We start from the raw sequence: 15,057 nt of genomic DNA on the forward strand, positions 1-15,057 counted from the left end.
TGGGAGACCCTCATGTCCAGACTGTTATGGCAGCCCTCCCCGGAAAGGGTGCGGGGCTCCAACATGTACCGGTTCATGGAGAAGGTGAACCAGGCCCACGGCACCCGGTTCCAGGGTTACGATGACCTGTATCGCTGGTCGGTGGACCATATTCCCGACTTCTGGGCCCGTGTGTGGGATTTTACAGGCATCCGCTCTTCAGCGCCGTATACCGAAGTGGTGGATGATCCGCTAAAAATGCCGGGGGCAAAGTGGTTTTCCGGGGCCCGTCTCAATTTTGCCGAAAACCTGCTGCGCCACCGGGATGATCACACGGCCCTGGTTTTTTGCAGCGAGGGGGAGCGGCACCGCCTGCTGACATACGCGCAGCTTTATGCCGGTGTGGCAAAAACCGCGGCAGCCCTCAAAGCCCTTGGCATTGCCCCCGGCGACCGGGTAGCCGGGTTTATGCCCAACATGCCCGAGGCGGTCATTGCCATGCTGGCCGCTGCCAGCCTGGGCGCGGTGTGGTCCTCCTGTTCCCCGGATTTCGGGGCCAAAAGCGTGCTGGACCGGTTCGGCCAGAGTTCTCCCAAAGTGCTGTTTGCCGCGGACGGCTATTTTTTCAAGGGCAAAGCCATCGACAGCCTGCCCCGGATTCGCGAGGTGTGCGGCGCGCTTTCCGGCCTTGAAAAGGTGGTTATTGTGCCTTACACCCGGCCGGACCCGGAGATCGGCACCCTTGAAAAGGCGGTGCTGTTTTCCGATTTTCAGGACCCCGATGCCCGCACCATAGACTTTGTTCAACTCCCCTTTGATCATCCCCTTTACATCATGTATTCCTCCGGCACCACCGGCCCGCCCAAGTCTTTTGTGCAGGGAGCCGGCGGTGTGCTGATCCAGCAGTTGAAGGAGCAGGTGCTGCATACCGGCCTGACCCGGGATGACACGATTTTTTATTTTACCACCTGCGGCTGGATGATGTGGAACTGGCTGACCTCTGCCCTTGCCACCGGCGCCACCGTGGCCCTGTATGACGGCAGCCCCTTTCATCCGGGCCCGGGTGTGCTGTGGCGGTATGCCGAAAAAGAGGGCTTTACCGTGTTCGGCACCAGTGCCGGGTATCTGGCGGCCCTGCGGGATTCCGGGTTTTGCCCCGGTGACAGTCACAACCTGTCGCCCCTGAAAACCCTGCTCTCCACCGGTTCTCCTTTGAGCCCGGACGGGTTTGACTTTGTCTACGGCAAAATCAAGGCCGACCTTCAACTGGCCTCTATTTCCGGGGGCACGGACATCAACAGCTGTTTTGTGCTGGGCAATCCCATGGGGCCGGTCTACGCGGGCGAAATCCAGTGCCGGGGCCTGGGCGTCAGGGTGGCCGCCTATGATGAGCAGGGCAGGGCCGTGGTCAACCGGTCCGGCGAACTGGTGTGCGAGGCGGCTATCCCTTCCATGCCGCTTTACTTCTGGAACGATCCGGATGGCGAAAAATACCGGCAGGCCTATTTCGGGCGGTTTCCCGGCGTCTGGACCCACGGCGATTTTATCCAGATCAACGACAACGGCGGCGTGGTGATCTTCGGCCGGTCCGACGCCACCCTGAATCCCGGCGGGGTCCGCATCGGCACCGCTGAAATCTACCGCCAGGTGGAGACCCTGGACGAGGTGGAAGACGCCCTGGTGGTGGGCCAGAACTGGAAAAACGACGTGCGGGTGATCCTGTTTGTAAAGCCCGCGCCGGGCCACGAGCTGACCGATGCATTAAAAGAAAAGATTCGGGCCGTGATCCGGGCTAATGCCTCGCCCCGCCATGTGCCGGCAAAGATTGTGGCGGCCCCGGACATTCCCTATACGTTAAACATGAAAAAGGTGGAGCTGGCCGTGAAAAAGATTCTGGACGGCAAAGACCCCGGCAACCGGGACGCTTTGAAAAATCCGGAGTCCCTGGATTTTTTCATGGGCCTGGAGGATTTGATTGAACACCGTTGACAACCAGATCCAGTCGCTGCTGGAAAGAATCTACGACCCGGACACGGCCGGCCAGGCCGCTGGCCATCTGAACCGCCTGATGGCCGGCTTTCCCGCACGGCCCGCACAAAAACAGTCCTTTTTTTCCGAGGCCGACACGGTCCTCATCACCTACGGCAACACCTTGAACCGGCCGGGCCAGGCCCCGCTGGGAACTTTGGGCGAATTTGCCCGCACCCGGCTGAAGGATGCCTTTTCCGCGGTTCACGTGCTGCCCTTTTTCCCCTATTCATCGGATGACGGGTTTTCCGTGATCGATTTTTACCGGGTGGACCCCGATCTGGGTACCTGGGACGACATCGCCGCCCTGTGCAGGGATTTTGACCTGATGGTGGACCTGGTGCTCAACCACATCTCAGCCCAGAGCCCCTGGTTTTCCCGTTACCTTGCCAAAGAGCAGGGGTTTGAAGACCTGGCCATTGAGGCCCGGCCCGGAGAAGACCTGATGTGCGTGGTGCGGCCCCGCACCACCCCTCTGCTGACCCCCTTTAAAAAGGCGGACGGTACAACCGTTCATGTGTGGACCACCTTTTCCGTCGACCAGGTGGACTTGAACTACTGCAGCGTGGGCGTGCTGGAAAAGATGGTGGATGTGCTGCTGTTCTACGTGGGGCAGGGGGCCGCCTTCATCCGGCTGGACGCGGTGGCCTATCTCTGGAAAAAGCCCGGCACTTACTGCATTCACCTGGAACAGACCCACGACATGGTCCGGCTGTTTCGGGCCGTGCTGGACCGGGTGGCCCCGGACACGGTGCTGGTCACCGAGACCAACGTGCCCCACGCCGAAAACATCAGCTATTTCGGCCATGGCGGGGACGAGGCCCAGGTGGTGTACAATTTTACACTGCCGCCCCTGCTGCTTCATGCCTTTATTACGGAGAACACCGCAGCCCTGACCCGGTGGGCCGCCACCCTGGAACTGCCGTCGGACCGCACCACTTTTTTAAACTTTACCGCCTCCCACGACGGTATCGGGGTCCGGCCCCTGGAGGGCATTCTTCCCGAGGCCGAAATCGACCGGCTGACGGCCCATACCCTGGAAAACGGGGGCCAGGTCTCTTTTCGCACCCGGCCGGACGGCTCCCAGGCCCCTTATGAGCTCAACATCACCTACCTGGACGCCCTGAGCCGGGCCGGCGACAGCGATACCACCCGTGCCGCCCGCCTGCTGGCCTCCCTGGCCGTGCAACTGGCACTGCCCGGCATACCGGCGGTCTACATTCACACCCTGCTGGGTACGCGCAACTGGGCCGATGGGGTCAAACAGACCGGCCGGGCCCGCACCATCAATCGCCGGCCTCTGGACACAGACGATGTAAACCGGGCCATTGATACAGCCGGCACTCTTGGCCACGCGGTTTTTCACGCGGCCCTTTACCTACTGAACCTGCGCCGGCGCCAGCCCGCGTTCCACCCCAACGCGCCTTTTGCCGTGCTGGACCTCTCTTCCCGTGTTTTTGCCATTCGCCGGACCTGCGCCGAACAGACCCTGGTCGCCGTCACCAGTGTGTCGGGTGCTTCCCAGACCATTGCATTGCCGCCGGACACCCCGGCCCAAATGACCGACCTGGTGACCGGCCGGCCCATGAACACCGGCGATCTTCACCTGGAACCCTGGCAGACGGTATGGCTGGCCGATGCGGCCCCTTTATAATCTTGACATTGCCGGAACGATACGTTTATATATCGGCATTTCATTTTCCTGCCCCAATGCCTGGGTGGCGGAATAGGTAGACGCAAGGGACTTAAAATCCCTCGGTCATTATGGCTGTGCCGGTTCGATTCCGGCCCCAGGCACCACCACATCAGCCGGACACCCTTGTGCCTGATTTCAAAAGAAAAATCACTGCGGGACGGGTCCCCGCCTTTCTTTTGCAAAGCTGCCCCCTGTAATGGCCCCCGTAAAAGTGCCTATTTGCCTTATTGCCGGTCCCTGATTTTCCGAAAGTCGTCCACCACCTTCCGGGACCCCCAGCCGAAAAAGGCCGGGCACATGCGATACAGTGCCCAGAGGAATCGTGCATGGAAGGGAAAAACAATGACGCCCCGGTTGGCCGCGACACCCCGGACAATATATCCGGCCGCCTTTTCCGGGCTTATGGGTTTTATGGGCATGGTCGACAGCAGTCCGGCCATATCCCCTTTGACCACGGTCCCCTTGTCAAAAATGGATGTACTCACATATCCCGGGCAGACCACGCTGACCCGGACCCCCGCTTTGGCCGCCTCCGGCCGCAGGGATATTGAAAGACCCACCACGGCGTGTTTGGTAGTGGCATATGCCGTGATCACCGGAATGGGAACCAGCCCGGCCGTGGAGGCCGTGTTGATGATGTGGCCAAAACCCTGTTCAACCATTATCCGGTAGGCTGCCAGCGTACCGGTGAGAACGCCCCGGAAATTGACATCCAGGATGCGGGCCCAATGGTCGTCGCTCATGTCTCTCACTTCCCCGGCGATCAGGATACCGGCGTTGTTGAACATGTAGTCCAGCCGGCCGTACTCGGCGGCTGTTTCATCCACCAGCCGCCTGACCGTTTCATCCGCCGTGGTGTCCAGGAACACGCCCGTGGCTCGGCCGCCCGCAGCCGTAATGCCGGCCGCCACCTTTTCAGCGCTTTCTCCGTCAATATCGGCAATAATCAATATGGCGCCGCGCGTCCCCAGAAGTTCACAAACGGCCCGGCCCATGCCGGACGCCCCGCCGGTTACAATAAAGACTTTATCGGTGAACAGGTTCATTGCTCGTTGCTCCTGTCGGCGAATGATCTTATCTGTTCATAAACCTCAATCGCACCGGTTTGATTGGCTTCGCCGATTTCCTTTATTGTCATATCCGCTTCTGATGTAATGCCCGCATCTTTCAGCGATCTCATGATCATTTTTACGTTGAGGTGGTATTGCGTGCAGAAATCCGCCAGTGTCAGGTTCCCGGCGCCCGGCGCGGGCTTTTCAGGAAGCCCAACGGATTGTTCAGCGGTTTGTATGGCGTCGGACATTGCCAGGAATACCTGCTGAGGCGATACACCATTCTGTTCGGCTATTTCCTTGAGTGTCCAGGCGTCGCTGTCAACCCTGTAACCCGCCTGCCTTAGCAGAAGCATTCCTTTTTCCAGGTCAATATTCATCTGTTTGGCAAACGTTTTAACCGATGAGAGCTCGGCATGGCCATATGGCGGTTCGCCGTATTTTTCCGCGGCAGCGTCTTTGAAACTTTTACCGAAATGAATGATGGTGGAAAAGGGAGGGACGCCAAAGTATGTACCGAAAACAAACAACGCGGTTAACACTAGGGCGGCATTAAACTCTTTTGTAAATATGCTTACCTGCTTGGCCTTGTTTTTGAGGTAAGTGACAATCGGCTTCCAGTTGTAATAAATGTGCAGCAGCAGCGACAGCAGAAACAGAAAACCGACATTGATATGAATGGCGCCCCACTCTTCTTTGGAGAGCCCCCAGAGCCGCCAGTCCGCCCAGTATGCGACACGGCCTTCAGGAACGATATACAAAATGATGCTGGTCAGGAACGTAACAAGGAACGACAAAAAAGCCGTGAGGGATACGATTCTTCTCATACTCATCGGGAACTACCTCATACGATCATTACCCGGGATGATCCGTTGACATACAGATAAACGTTTGCTCCACCCCCCGGTTCACTTACCTGTTTTCTTCTATGATTCGTTTGTAAGCGTTTGATTCCGTATATATTTCATCTTTCAGCGGATTGAGCCTGTGTATGCGGATTTTATTGAACTGGTAGATGCACAGTGCAACATTGGCGATCAGGGCCAGCAGGCTGACGGCAAAAAAGGCTTTGGGGTCATGTGTGGTGTGAACCGGAGCGATACGATCCGCAAACGAAGGAATCGTCATGACAAACATGATCCACAAGGCAAGTGTTTGCGCGCGGTGCTGCAACCACGCCCCTTTCTTGATAAAAAAAGCAGGGATGGTGCAGGCAAGCAACAATGCCAGTCCGCAGTAAAATGAATGATCGGCAATACAATTGTAGGTATAGGCAAAGTTCCACAAATCATAAGCGATTATCCAGGGCCAGATCATGTCGGGCCAGATCATGTCTTTGGTTCTGTCTTTGGAGATAAAAATACCAAACCACCCCGAGATGGCGATGATGTTAAGCAGGCCAGCTATACCATTCATGATATTCCATGGACCGGATATCAGCCAGAGATTGTCAATATACGCTCCTTCCCATGCGCCATATGCATAGCATTGAAAATCACGAAGACATGCTTCAAAAATATTGAGTGCCAGAATAAGGGGTGGAAAGCATAACGCCCATCTTTTCCGGGCAAGTCCGGGAATAAAGCGGATAGCCATAAATCCAAGGCACCCCGCAAGAGCCGAGTAGGTTTTTACCCAGTTGAACCAGTTGCCCGTGCCATATTCATTGCCCGGGGCCGCGGTCGTCGGCCAGACAAAAATGGTTAGTGCCGCAGGAACAATCAGGAAGAGCACAATCCCTCCCCATTTTGTGGTACGGCCAAGTTCATTGAATGCCATCAAAGCAAACAATACAAAAAGCCAGATACCCCACCCGGTAAAACTTGTGACTTCATACAAAATTCCCATGGCTTTTTAACTCCTGTGAAATTGAAAATTTAAAAACTGGAATTCTGCTCGGTTTATAGTGTCGCGTTAGCCTGCGCATCCTTTTGCGTAATATAGCGGGTCCCTGTCCTTTTTGCAAAATCAGAATAAACCGATCGCTGGAGAATATAAGGCAGATTATATGGGGTGTATTTGGAATTCTGTAGCCGCAAGGGACTTAAAATCCCTGAAGCAAGGCTCTGTGCCGGTTCGATTTCGGCCTCGAAATTCCCGGTCAGACAACGGCGTCAATCTCTTCCCCGTGACGAATGATCTCGTCAATAAGGTTGCCGCCATTTGCAAAGGTTTTTGAATTAAACGGAATCGGCTCGATCCGGTTGTTGATGGCCCGTCTCAGCGGAACAATTCTGCGCCTGTCTTCAAACCGGTCTCCGGTAAATTTATCAGAAATAAGGGCAATATCAACATCGCTGTCTTCACCGGCCGCCCCCCTGGCCCATGAGCCGAAAAGCAGAACCCGCTGAACAGGAATGCTGTTTTCCCTGAGCGTGGCGCCATATCTTCTTATATCGCGGATGACGGCATCTTTTGTTGGAGCCATTGTTTTATTTCCTCTATCCGGCGCATATAGTCCGTGGCAAAAGGTTTTATTCGTCTTGTCCATGGCCACGAGAAAGGTGCCTGCAAAACCATTACTGCTGAATCGAACTGTGCTATTTTAGTACGGTTTTCAGAAATTGCAAACAGTAAGCGGCGACGGTCAAACATTTCAGTTGACACCATCGGACAACGGCATTATATTTTTATCCAGCTGTTTGACAATCTTGCTTGTGAATCCATTTTTTAAATGGACATAATCAGGCCCTGCGAGATCTGAAAAAGTTGGTCTCCTGAGTAATTAGCATTCACTCATGGAGACCATTTTTTATTTTAAAACCTCCATGAGTGATACCCATCATTCATGGAGGTTTTTTTGTTTTGAAAGGAGGAATCACAATGTCACAGACCCAAAACGCAACAGAAGTTATCGATGTTCCCTCATCTTCGGAACGGTCCACGCTCATTCCGGTGCTGCTGTTCATTCTGGCGATGCTTTATGTGCTGTCGCCGATAGACCCCATACCGGATGTGCCGGTGGTCGGCCAGATCGACGATGTTCTGGTCGCGGCCATTGCCACGCTCAACCTGCTGCAGAGCTGGCTGGAAGACACCAGCGCCTTTCTGTTTGTCCTGCTGGGCCTGATCAAATGGGCGCTTGTGTTTATCGGCATCATTGCCTTTTCCGTCCTGGGCATGGCGGTGTGGGGCTTTGTAACGATGGTCACAGGCTGACAGGTGGGGATCATAATGGAAACAGGAAGTGCTTTTCAACTGCTGGGGCGACAGGCGCGTTTATCCGGGAGAAACAGAGGCGTGGGTTTTTTGTTCCGGCATACAATCAATGTTCGGCACCATAAGAAAGGGGAAAAAATGGCTATCAGAAAAAGTTTACAAGAGGAAATGGTAGTGTCAGGCGCAAGAGAAGAGTGGTTGTCAAAATGTGTCAGGGCACTGGAGTCGTCAGGCTTTAAAAAAGTGACAACAAACGAGGACCTCTGCCAGGTCGAGGCGGCCTTCAGAAAATTCATGACATGGGGAACCATCCTGATCACTTTGGTTCCTTCGGGGCCTGATACAAAAATGACAGTTGTTTCAACAGCCCATGTGGACAATGCCTATGCGCTGTTCAAGAGCCCCAATAAAACGATCCTGTCCGCGTTCAAACAGGGGCTGAATAACAACTCACCCAACAGCGCAATCACACCGCACGAAGTTTCACCGGCTTCTTTTGACAAGGACCACAGTGAGGCCAAAATGAAATTCGACTGGGAAAACTGGAACTTCGGCGGCAGGGTTGTTTTTGTTGCGGGATGCGTAGCAGTCATTTCCATGCTTATGGACTGGGTGGATGTGGGTATTGCGTCCCAATCAGGCCTGTCCCAGGGCGCTTTCTGGCTCCTCGGCCTCTGGGTCTATCCACTGCTGAGGCTTTTCAAAAACAGGCCGATCAACAGGCTGTGGGGGCTGGCATGCGCAACCGCTTCCATCGTCATTACGATTATTTACATCTCATCAAAGTCGGTCGAACTGTTTGACGAAACAGTCAATGCTGCAGCCACCGGGGCATGGTTGTTTTTACTGGCATCGGTTGCATTATCCATCGGCATACTCAAATACCAGCCGGTAAGCACAAAAGAAAACAGTGCGGAGCCGGGCACTGGGGCAGATGCCGAATAACCCACAGTTGCTGTGAGAGGCAACGTGTTGCAGGCTGACGGCCGGGGATCATGATGGAAACAGGAAGTGTATTTGAATTGATGGGAGCGGCAGGCTCGTTTGTCATGTGCGTCAGCGCGGTTCCGCAGATCGTCAAGACCTACCGGATGAAATGCGCCGACGGTCTCAGCGGATCTTATCTGACGGCCCTGGCAACCGGCCTGTCGCTTATCATGGCGTATGCCCTGCACACAGGAGACAGGGTGTTTATTTTCGGCAATGCCCTTTCCCTCATGCTGACGGTCATACTGGCCGGGCTTTGGTATCAGTACGGGAACAGGCATAAACGATAATGGAGGTAGTGATGACCTGGAGACTGCCGCAAACAACCCTTGCCGACAAGCTTCTTGCCCTGGCCGGCAAAAAAAGGGCCATTCACATTCCAGAGGGCGTCTATAAAGCACTGGGGCCATATGTTACTGTACGGGCCAGAAAAGAATCTTTCTGGCGGGCACTGTTTCGACCTGAAGGAAAAGTGCCTCCGCGAGGATGGTTCTACCCCGACATTGGTGAGAACCAAGGGCACGGGACAAAAAGAAAGGGCCGGCATTTATAATGAAACGGCATACTCGGCCCACCTGTATTAAGGCGCTTTTGGGTGCATCATATCTTGAGCTATATATTATCCATTCTTTGATAGCTTTTGCTTATTGATACCTGTAGTCATTTATATTATTAAGCCCAAGACCGGAATAATAAATTATTTGCACCATAACAAAAAATCTTGTATCGTTCCGAATCATGGGGGAATCAATCCTATTCTGCTGGCTGGGTATGACAGATCTGAGGGCGGCTGCCGGAGAGCCGGCCGCCGGCTTGGGGCCGGTGGCGCAGTCTCTGGCGGCCCGCTCCTACAGGGAAGTTGTGCTGCTCAACAACTGGGAAAAGGCCAAGGCACAGAAATATATTGCCTGGGTGAAAGACAAAGCTACCAGTCCGATCACACTCAGGCAGGTCAAACTTTCTTCCCCCACCAATTTTGGCGAGATTTACGAGGCCGCTGCCGCGATTATTTCCGAGAAACGCCAAGAGCATGGCCCGGATGCCGATCTGGTCTTTCACCTGAGCCCTGGCACGCCGGCCATGGCAGCCGTGTGGATTATTCTGGCCAAGACACGCTTCCCAGCCGAATTAATCGAGTCTTCCAAAGAGCATGGCGTGCTCACAGCCTCGGTTCCCTTTGACATTTCAGCTGACTTCATTCCAGACCTGCTAAGCAAGGCCGACAAAACCCTGGAGCATCTGGCTGCCGGCCTCCCTGCCGCCGCCCCCGAATTCGACGACATTATCCACCGTAGCGAGGAAATGCAGCGGATCATACTCATGGCAAGGCGGGTGGCCCCCCACGCTATTCCTGTATTGATAGAAGGTGAATCCGGAACAGGCAAAGAGCTGCTGGCCCATGCGATCCATAACGCCAGCCCCCGGAAAGAAAAACCGTTTGTCGCCATCAACTGTGGCGCTATCCCTGCCGAACTGGTCGAGTCTGAGCTGTTTGGTCATGAAAAGGGCGCTTTTACCGGTGCGGCCTCCAAGCGGATTGGCTATTTTGAGGCAGCGCATCAAGGGACTATCTTCCTGGACGAAATAGGGGACCTGCCCAGGGAAATGCAGGTCAAGCTGCTGCGTGTCCTTCAGGAAGGCGAAATCCAGTCGATTGGCGGAACCCGCCCCCGAAAGGTGGATGTAAGGGTTGTCGCAGCCACAAACAAAAACTCGATTGATGCTGTGGCCAATGGCACCTTCCGCGAAGACCTGTTTTACCGTCTGGCCGTTGCAGTGATCCGGTTGCCGGCCCTCCGGGGCCGCAAAGGTGATATCAGCCTGCTGATTGATTCCTTCTGGGAACAGATCAACAAAGAAAGTGGTCATGACGCTGCATCGAAACACAAGAAAATTTCTGCACCCGCAAAAAATCTTCTACTTCAGCACCCCTGGCCGGGTAATATCAGGGAGCTGCAAAACACCCTGACCAGAGCAGCGGTATGGTCGACAGGCAAGATCCTCACGGAAAAAGATGTCCAAGAGGCTTTTCTTCCGGTTTCTGTTGATGATAAAACAAACGAACAAGTTCTTAACCGGCCGCTTGCGCAGGGCATTAACCTTCCGGAAATAATAGAAATGGTTGCTGTGCATTATCTTGAAAGAGGGCTGGCCGAAGCCCATGGCAATAAAACAAAAGCTGCCAGAATGCTGGGTATGCCCAGCTATCAGACACTGACCAACTGGCTCAAGAAATACGGTTTGGAATGAGTTGGCACGGTCATTGCTGTGACAACAGACAACTTTAACTTTGGGTGGCACTGATGAGCCGAAACGAAAAACAGACATGCACAGACTTAATTGAACCAGCCCTTACAAAAGCCGGCTGGCAATGGGATAGTCAGGTCACCATCGGCCTCGGGCGGGTCAATATTACTGGCGATACCATGTATGATGAAACGCAGACAATTATTGCCGACTATGTTCTGCGCTATTATGGTGCGCCACTGGTCGTCCTTGAAGCCAAAGCAGAGTCGATCTCTGCTGCCGATGGCATGCAACAGGGATCGCGTTATGCGGGACGGCTGGACATCCGTTTTTCCATCGCCACCAATGGCACCGACTGGGTTCTTACCGACAATGATTCTGGCAAATACGAAACGCTTTCTGCGCCGCCATCGCCGGAAGCCATCCTCACACATCACGGCATTTCCATTGACTGGGATCAATGGGGCGAGGTCTTTTCAGCTGGGTACCATATTGATCAAGTCTCTCGCAAAGTAGTCAGGCCATATCAAGATGTGGCCATCCATAAAACCCTCTGGCATTTTGCCGGTGGGAATAACCGAGCCCTTCTGCTGATGGCAACCGGGACAGGAAAAACATTTGTCGTTTTTCAGTTGGTCTGGAAATTGTTAAACACCAGTATCCTGAAGCGCCAGCACATCCTTTTCCTGACCGACCGTAATTCGCTTAAAGATCAGGCCTACCGGGCTTTTGCCGCTTTTTCCACCGATGAACGCGTCACCATCAACAAGGATACCGTCGCCAATGGCCAGCACCAGGTTGGTAAAGTGTTCTTCGCCAATTATCAAAACCTGGATGAAGAACTGGACGGCAAAAAAATCTTTGAGCACTACGACCAGGACTTTTTTGATCTGGTCATTATCGACGAATGCCATCGGTCCGGATTCGGCGACTGGTTTGGCGTGCTGGAACATTTTAACTCCGCCCTGCAGATGGGTCTTACCGCCACGCCCCGCGAACTTGAAGAAGGCCGCCGCGTTTTGACTGAAGAAGAAAAACGTCGCGATACCTATGAATACTTCGGTGCCCCGATCTACACATACAGCCTTAAGCAGGCTATTGAGGACGGCTATCTTGTTCCCTACCTGCTTGAAGAACGCATTACCAACGTCGATGAAGAAGGCTACACCGGGCTGGACGGCAAACACTATACGACAGCCAACTTTGAACGCGATATCCGCATGCCGGACCGTACCACAGCCATTGCTGAAGACCTTTGGGAAATCTTAGGGCAATACGACTTGCGAGATGAAAAAAGCATTGTCTTCTGCGTGGACGATACCCATGCGGCGTTCATGGCTGCTGAACTGCGGCGCCTGTCAGGAGACGATGATTATGCCGGCCGCATAGTTCGTTCAGAACGCAACAGTCATCAGCTGGAACGCAACTTTGCCACTGTCGGTTCCACCAAACCCCGCGTCGCCGTAACCGTGGATCTTTTAACCACTGGTTTCGACGCTCCAGATGTAAAAAATATCGTTTTTGTAAGACCACTTCGAAGCGCCATCCTTTACAAGCAGATGAAAGGGCGCGGCACCCGCCTCTGCGAGGATATCAATAAACGGTATTTTACCATTTTCGATTATTCCGGTGCCAGTCAACTTGAAGATGCGGAATTTGACGGCCATCCGGCCAACCGGCAGAAAGGGGCTCAACCCAAAACCAAGCCGCGGAAGAAAACCGACGAGCCCGCCGCAAAACCGGCGGGTGAAGGCATCTCGGTGGTTATTTCCGACACCAACCGCTATGTCTGCCTGGCGGATGGCCGCAAGATCCCCTTTGAGGAGTATACCGAGCAGTCGAGGAACTTTATCCTCGATGTTTCAGCCAAGTCCCTTGACGAGCTGCTCACCATCTGGATCGACAAGAACAGCCGCAAGGAGTTGCGTGAGGAGCTGCGGGACCATGATATTTATCCGTCCGCCTTCCGCCATTACCTTGAATTGCCGAAGACCGACGATGTGGACATCCTGGCCAAAATCGGCTTCAACCTGGTGCGAGTGCCAACACGCCCACAGCGTGTAGAGCGTTTCTGGAAGGATGAGGCCCAATGGCTGGAATATGAATTGGGGGCAAATAGAGTTAATAAAGCACAAGTGTTCTCATTTCCTAAGTCTCAACCCATGGATAAGGTTGCGGACCCCGAGCCCGGCTACCGTTCGTCAGATCCCTTCAAAGTATTATTCTGGCAATGCGCCCTTGACCATTACCAGTTGTTCGGAATCGATGATCTGGAGCAGGCCCGGACCTATGGCGCCCCCCAGTTTGTCGCACAGTTCGGCAGTTTTCAAACCCTGACCAGCCGTTACGGCGGGCCGCAACTATTAAAAACCGACCTGGAGGCGGTAAAGCACCACCTCTATGTACCCATGACTGTATAAGCAAGGAAGTTCATCAATGACCAGTAAAATCGACCATCGCCGCCAGGAAGTCCAGCAGATCGTGAAAAATGCCTGCGACCAACTGAACCAGGAAGGTGTCGACGCCCGCAACTATGTGGAGCAGTTGGCCTGGCTCTTTTTCCTCAAGGCCTTTGACGAGGCCGAGACCCGTCGAGAGCAGGAGGCAGATTTTGACGACACCGCCTACGGACGTCGCCTGTCCGGGCAATATGCCTGGTCCAGCTGGGCCAGAAACACCGACCATCCTGATCAGATGCTGGAGTTTGTAGATGGTAAGCTGTGGATCAAACTCACCAGCCCGGACCCCCAAAAAGGGCTGGGCGATGATCTGCTGGCTCAGCGGTTTCGTCGCATTTTTGACAATGTACGCAACTACTGCCGTCGGGGCATCTCTTTTGCCAGAGTGGTTCAACAGGTCGACAAACTGCATTTTTCCAGTGAGACCGATGTGATTGTGCTCTCGGAAATCTATGAAGACCTGCTGAAACGGGTGGCCGCCGACTCGGCCGGCTATGCTGGCGAGTTTTATACCCAGCGCCATATCATCCGGGCCATGGTAGAGGTGGTTCAGCCAAAACCCAAAGACAAGGTGTATGATCCCTGCTTCGGTACTGCCGGCTTTTTGGGAGAAGCCGCAGATTATATCCGGCGCAACAATACCTTGAGCGGTCCGCAGCTTGACGCCTTACAAAAGAAGACTTTTTACGGCCTGGAAATCAAGCCGCTTACCTATCTGCTTGGCACTATGAACATGATCCTGCACGGTATCGAAGGAGCCAACCTGGAGCTGACCAACACTCTGGAAATACACAGCCAGAACGTGGGGGAAAAGGCCAGATATGACGTAATCCTCTCCAATCCGCCCTATGGCGGCAAAATGGCTTCGGGAATGCAGACCAATTTCAGGGTGCGTTCCAGCGCCACCGAGTGCCTGTTCCTTCAACACATTATGGCCAACCTGGCCAAAGGCGGCCGGGCCGGTGTGGTTATCCCCGAAGGCGTCCTTTTCCGGGGTGGCCCGGATCAGAAGGTACGCAAAGAACTTTTGGAGCAGTTCAACGTCCATACTATCCTCTCCCTGCCGGCTGGCTGCTTTCTGCCATATACCGGCGTCAAAACCAATGTCATCTTTTTTGACCGGCCCAAAGATGACAGCGGGACAAAAAGCGTCTGGTTCTGTGAGCTGACCAACGACGGCTTTGAGCTGAAGTCCACCAGAAAGCCCATAGAAGGGGACCAGCTTCCGGACTTTCTGGCCAAGTGGGAAAAAAGAAAGGCGGGCGACAACTCCTGGACCGTGCCGATCGAAAAAATTATCGAGCAAGGCTACGATCTGTCGGCCAAAAACCCGAACCGCAAGGATGAATACGAGCACCGCCCGGCCCTGGAGCTGGTTCAGTCCATCAAGGCCAAGGAAGAGCGGATCATGGATCTACTGAATGAGCTGGAAGGGATTTTGGAGAAATAG

Annotated in this window: 12 protein-coding genes and 1 tRNA gene; 9 read left to right on the forward strand and 4 right to left on the reverse strand. The window is 54.1% G+C overall.

From position 1 onward, the window contains the following. Positions 1 to 12: 12 nt before the first annotated feature. The 3 genes from DOLE_RS06390 (at position 13) to DOLE_RS06400 (ending at position 3,807) form a co-directional block, all read left to right on the forward strand. Entirely contained in the window at positions 13 to 1,968 is a 1,956-nt protein-coding gene (locus DOLE_RS06390; protein ID WP_012174670.1) for an acetoacetate--CoA ligase, read from the forward strand. Then, on the forward strand, positions 1,955 to 3,661 hold the full coding sequence (locus DOLE_RS06395) for a sugar phosphorylase (RefSeq protein ID WP_012174671.1): 1,707 nt from the start codon (positions 1,955 to 1,957) through the stop codon (positions 3,659 to 3,661). The genes DOLE_RS06390 and DOLE_RS06395 overlap by 14 nt, the downstream gene beginning before the upstream one ends. Positions 3,662 to 3,719: 58 nt before the next feature. Beyond that, positions 3,720 to 3,807: transfer RNA gene (locus DOLE_RS06400), tRNA-Leu, on the forward strand. 120 nt (positions 3,808 to 3,927) lie between these two features. Here DOLE_RS06400 and DOLE_RS06405 read toward each other — a convergent pair. From DOLE_RS06405 to DOLE_RS06420, 4 genes are all read right to left on the reverse strand, one after another. After that, positions 3,928 to 4,749: an SDR family NAD(P)-dependent oxidoreductase gene (locus tag DOLE_RS06405; RefSeq protein WP_012174672.1), complete on the reverse strand. Its 822-nt coding sequence runs from the start codon at positions 4,747 to 4,749 to the stop codon at positions 3,928 to 3,930. Continuing rightward, a complete protein-coding gene (locus DOLE_RS06410; protein WP_012174673.1) occupies positions 4,746 to 5,588 on the reverse strand; it encodes a DUF4405 domain-containing protein in 843 nt (280 codons plus the stop codon). The genes DOLE_RS06405 and DOLE_RS06410 overlap by 4 nt, the downstream gene beginning before the upstream one ends. Positions 5,589 to 5,667: 79 nt before the next feature. Then, positions 5,668 to 6,603 (reverse strand): DUF5692 family protein, encoded by a 936-nt coding sequence (locus DOLE_RS06415; protein ID WP_012174674.1) that lies wholly within the window; start codon positions 6,601 to 6,603, stop codon positions 5,668 to 5,670. Between the two features lie 253 nt (positions 6,604 to 6,856). Beyond that, complete coding sequence (locus DOLE_RS06420) at positions 6,857 to 7,183, reverse strand: nucleotidyltransferase domain-containing protein (RefSeq protein WP_012174675.1); 327 nt, start codon at positions 7,181 to 7,183, stop codon at positions 6,857 to 6,859. Between the two features lie 395 nt (positions 7,184 to 7,578). Between DOLE_RS06420 and DOLE_RS06425 the strand changes: the two genes are divergently transcribed. The 6 genes from DOLE_RS06425 (at position 7,579) to DOLE_RS06455 (ending at position 15,057) form a co-directional block, all read left to right on the forward strand. Then, positions 7,579 to 7,914 (forward strand): DUF1232 domain-containing protein, encoded by a 336-nt coding sequence (locus DOLE_RS06425; RefSeq protein WP_012174676.1) that lies wholly within the window; start codon positions 7,579 to 7,581, stop codon positions 7,912 to 7,914. Positions 7,915 to 7,929: 15 nt separating this feature from the next. Beyond that, positions 7,930 to 8,859: a hypothetical protein gene (locus DOLE_RS17160; protein ID WP_012174677.1), complete on the forward strand. Its 930-nt coding sequence runs from the start codon at positions 7,930 to 7,932 to the stop codon at positions 8,857 to 8,859. A 50-nt stretch (positions 8,860 to 8,909) separates the two neighbouring features. Beyond that, complete coding sequence (locus tag DOLE_RS06435; protein WP_232362731.1) at positions 8,910 to 9,191, forward strand: SemiSWEET family sugar transporter; 282 nt, start codon at positions 8,910 to 8,912, stop codon at positions 9,189 to 9,191. A 481-nt stretch (positions 9,192 to 9,672) separates the two neighbouring features. After that, the gene (locus DOLE_RS06445; RefSeq protein WP_232362732.1) at positions 9,673 to 11,151 is read left to right on the forward strand and encodes a sigma-54 interaction domain-containing protein; all 1,479 of its coding nucleotides are present in this window, start codon (positions 9,673 to 9,675) and stop codon (positions 11,149 to 11,151) included. A 53-nt stretch (positions 11,152 to 11,204) separates the two neighbouring features. Next, positions 11,205 to 13,568, forward strand: coding sequence for a type I restriction endonuclease subunit R (locus tag DOLE_RS06450; RefSeq protein WP_012174681.1), 2,364 nt, complete (start codon positions 11,205 to 11,207; stop codon positions 13,566 to 13,568). A gap of 16 nt (positions 13,569 to 13,584) precedes the next feature. Next, a complete protein-coding gene (locus DOLE_RS06455) occupies positions 13,585 to 15,057 on the forward strand; it encodes a type I restriction-modification system subunit M (protein ID WP_012174682.1) in 1,473 nt (490 codons plus the stop codon).

The sequence above is a fragment of the Desulfosudis oleivorans Hxd3 genome, from assembly GCF_000018405.1.
Classification (GTDB): domain Bacteria; phylum Desulfobacterota; class Desulfobacteria; order Desulfobacterales; family Desulfosudaceae; genus Desulfosudis; species Desulfosudis oleivorans.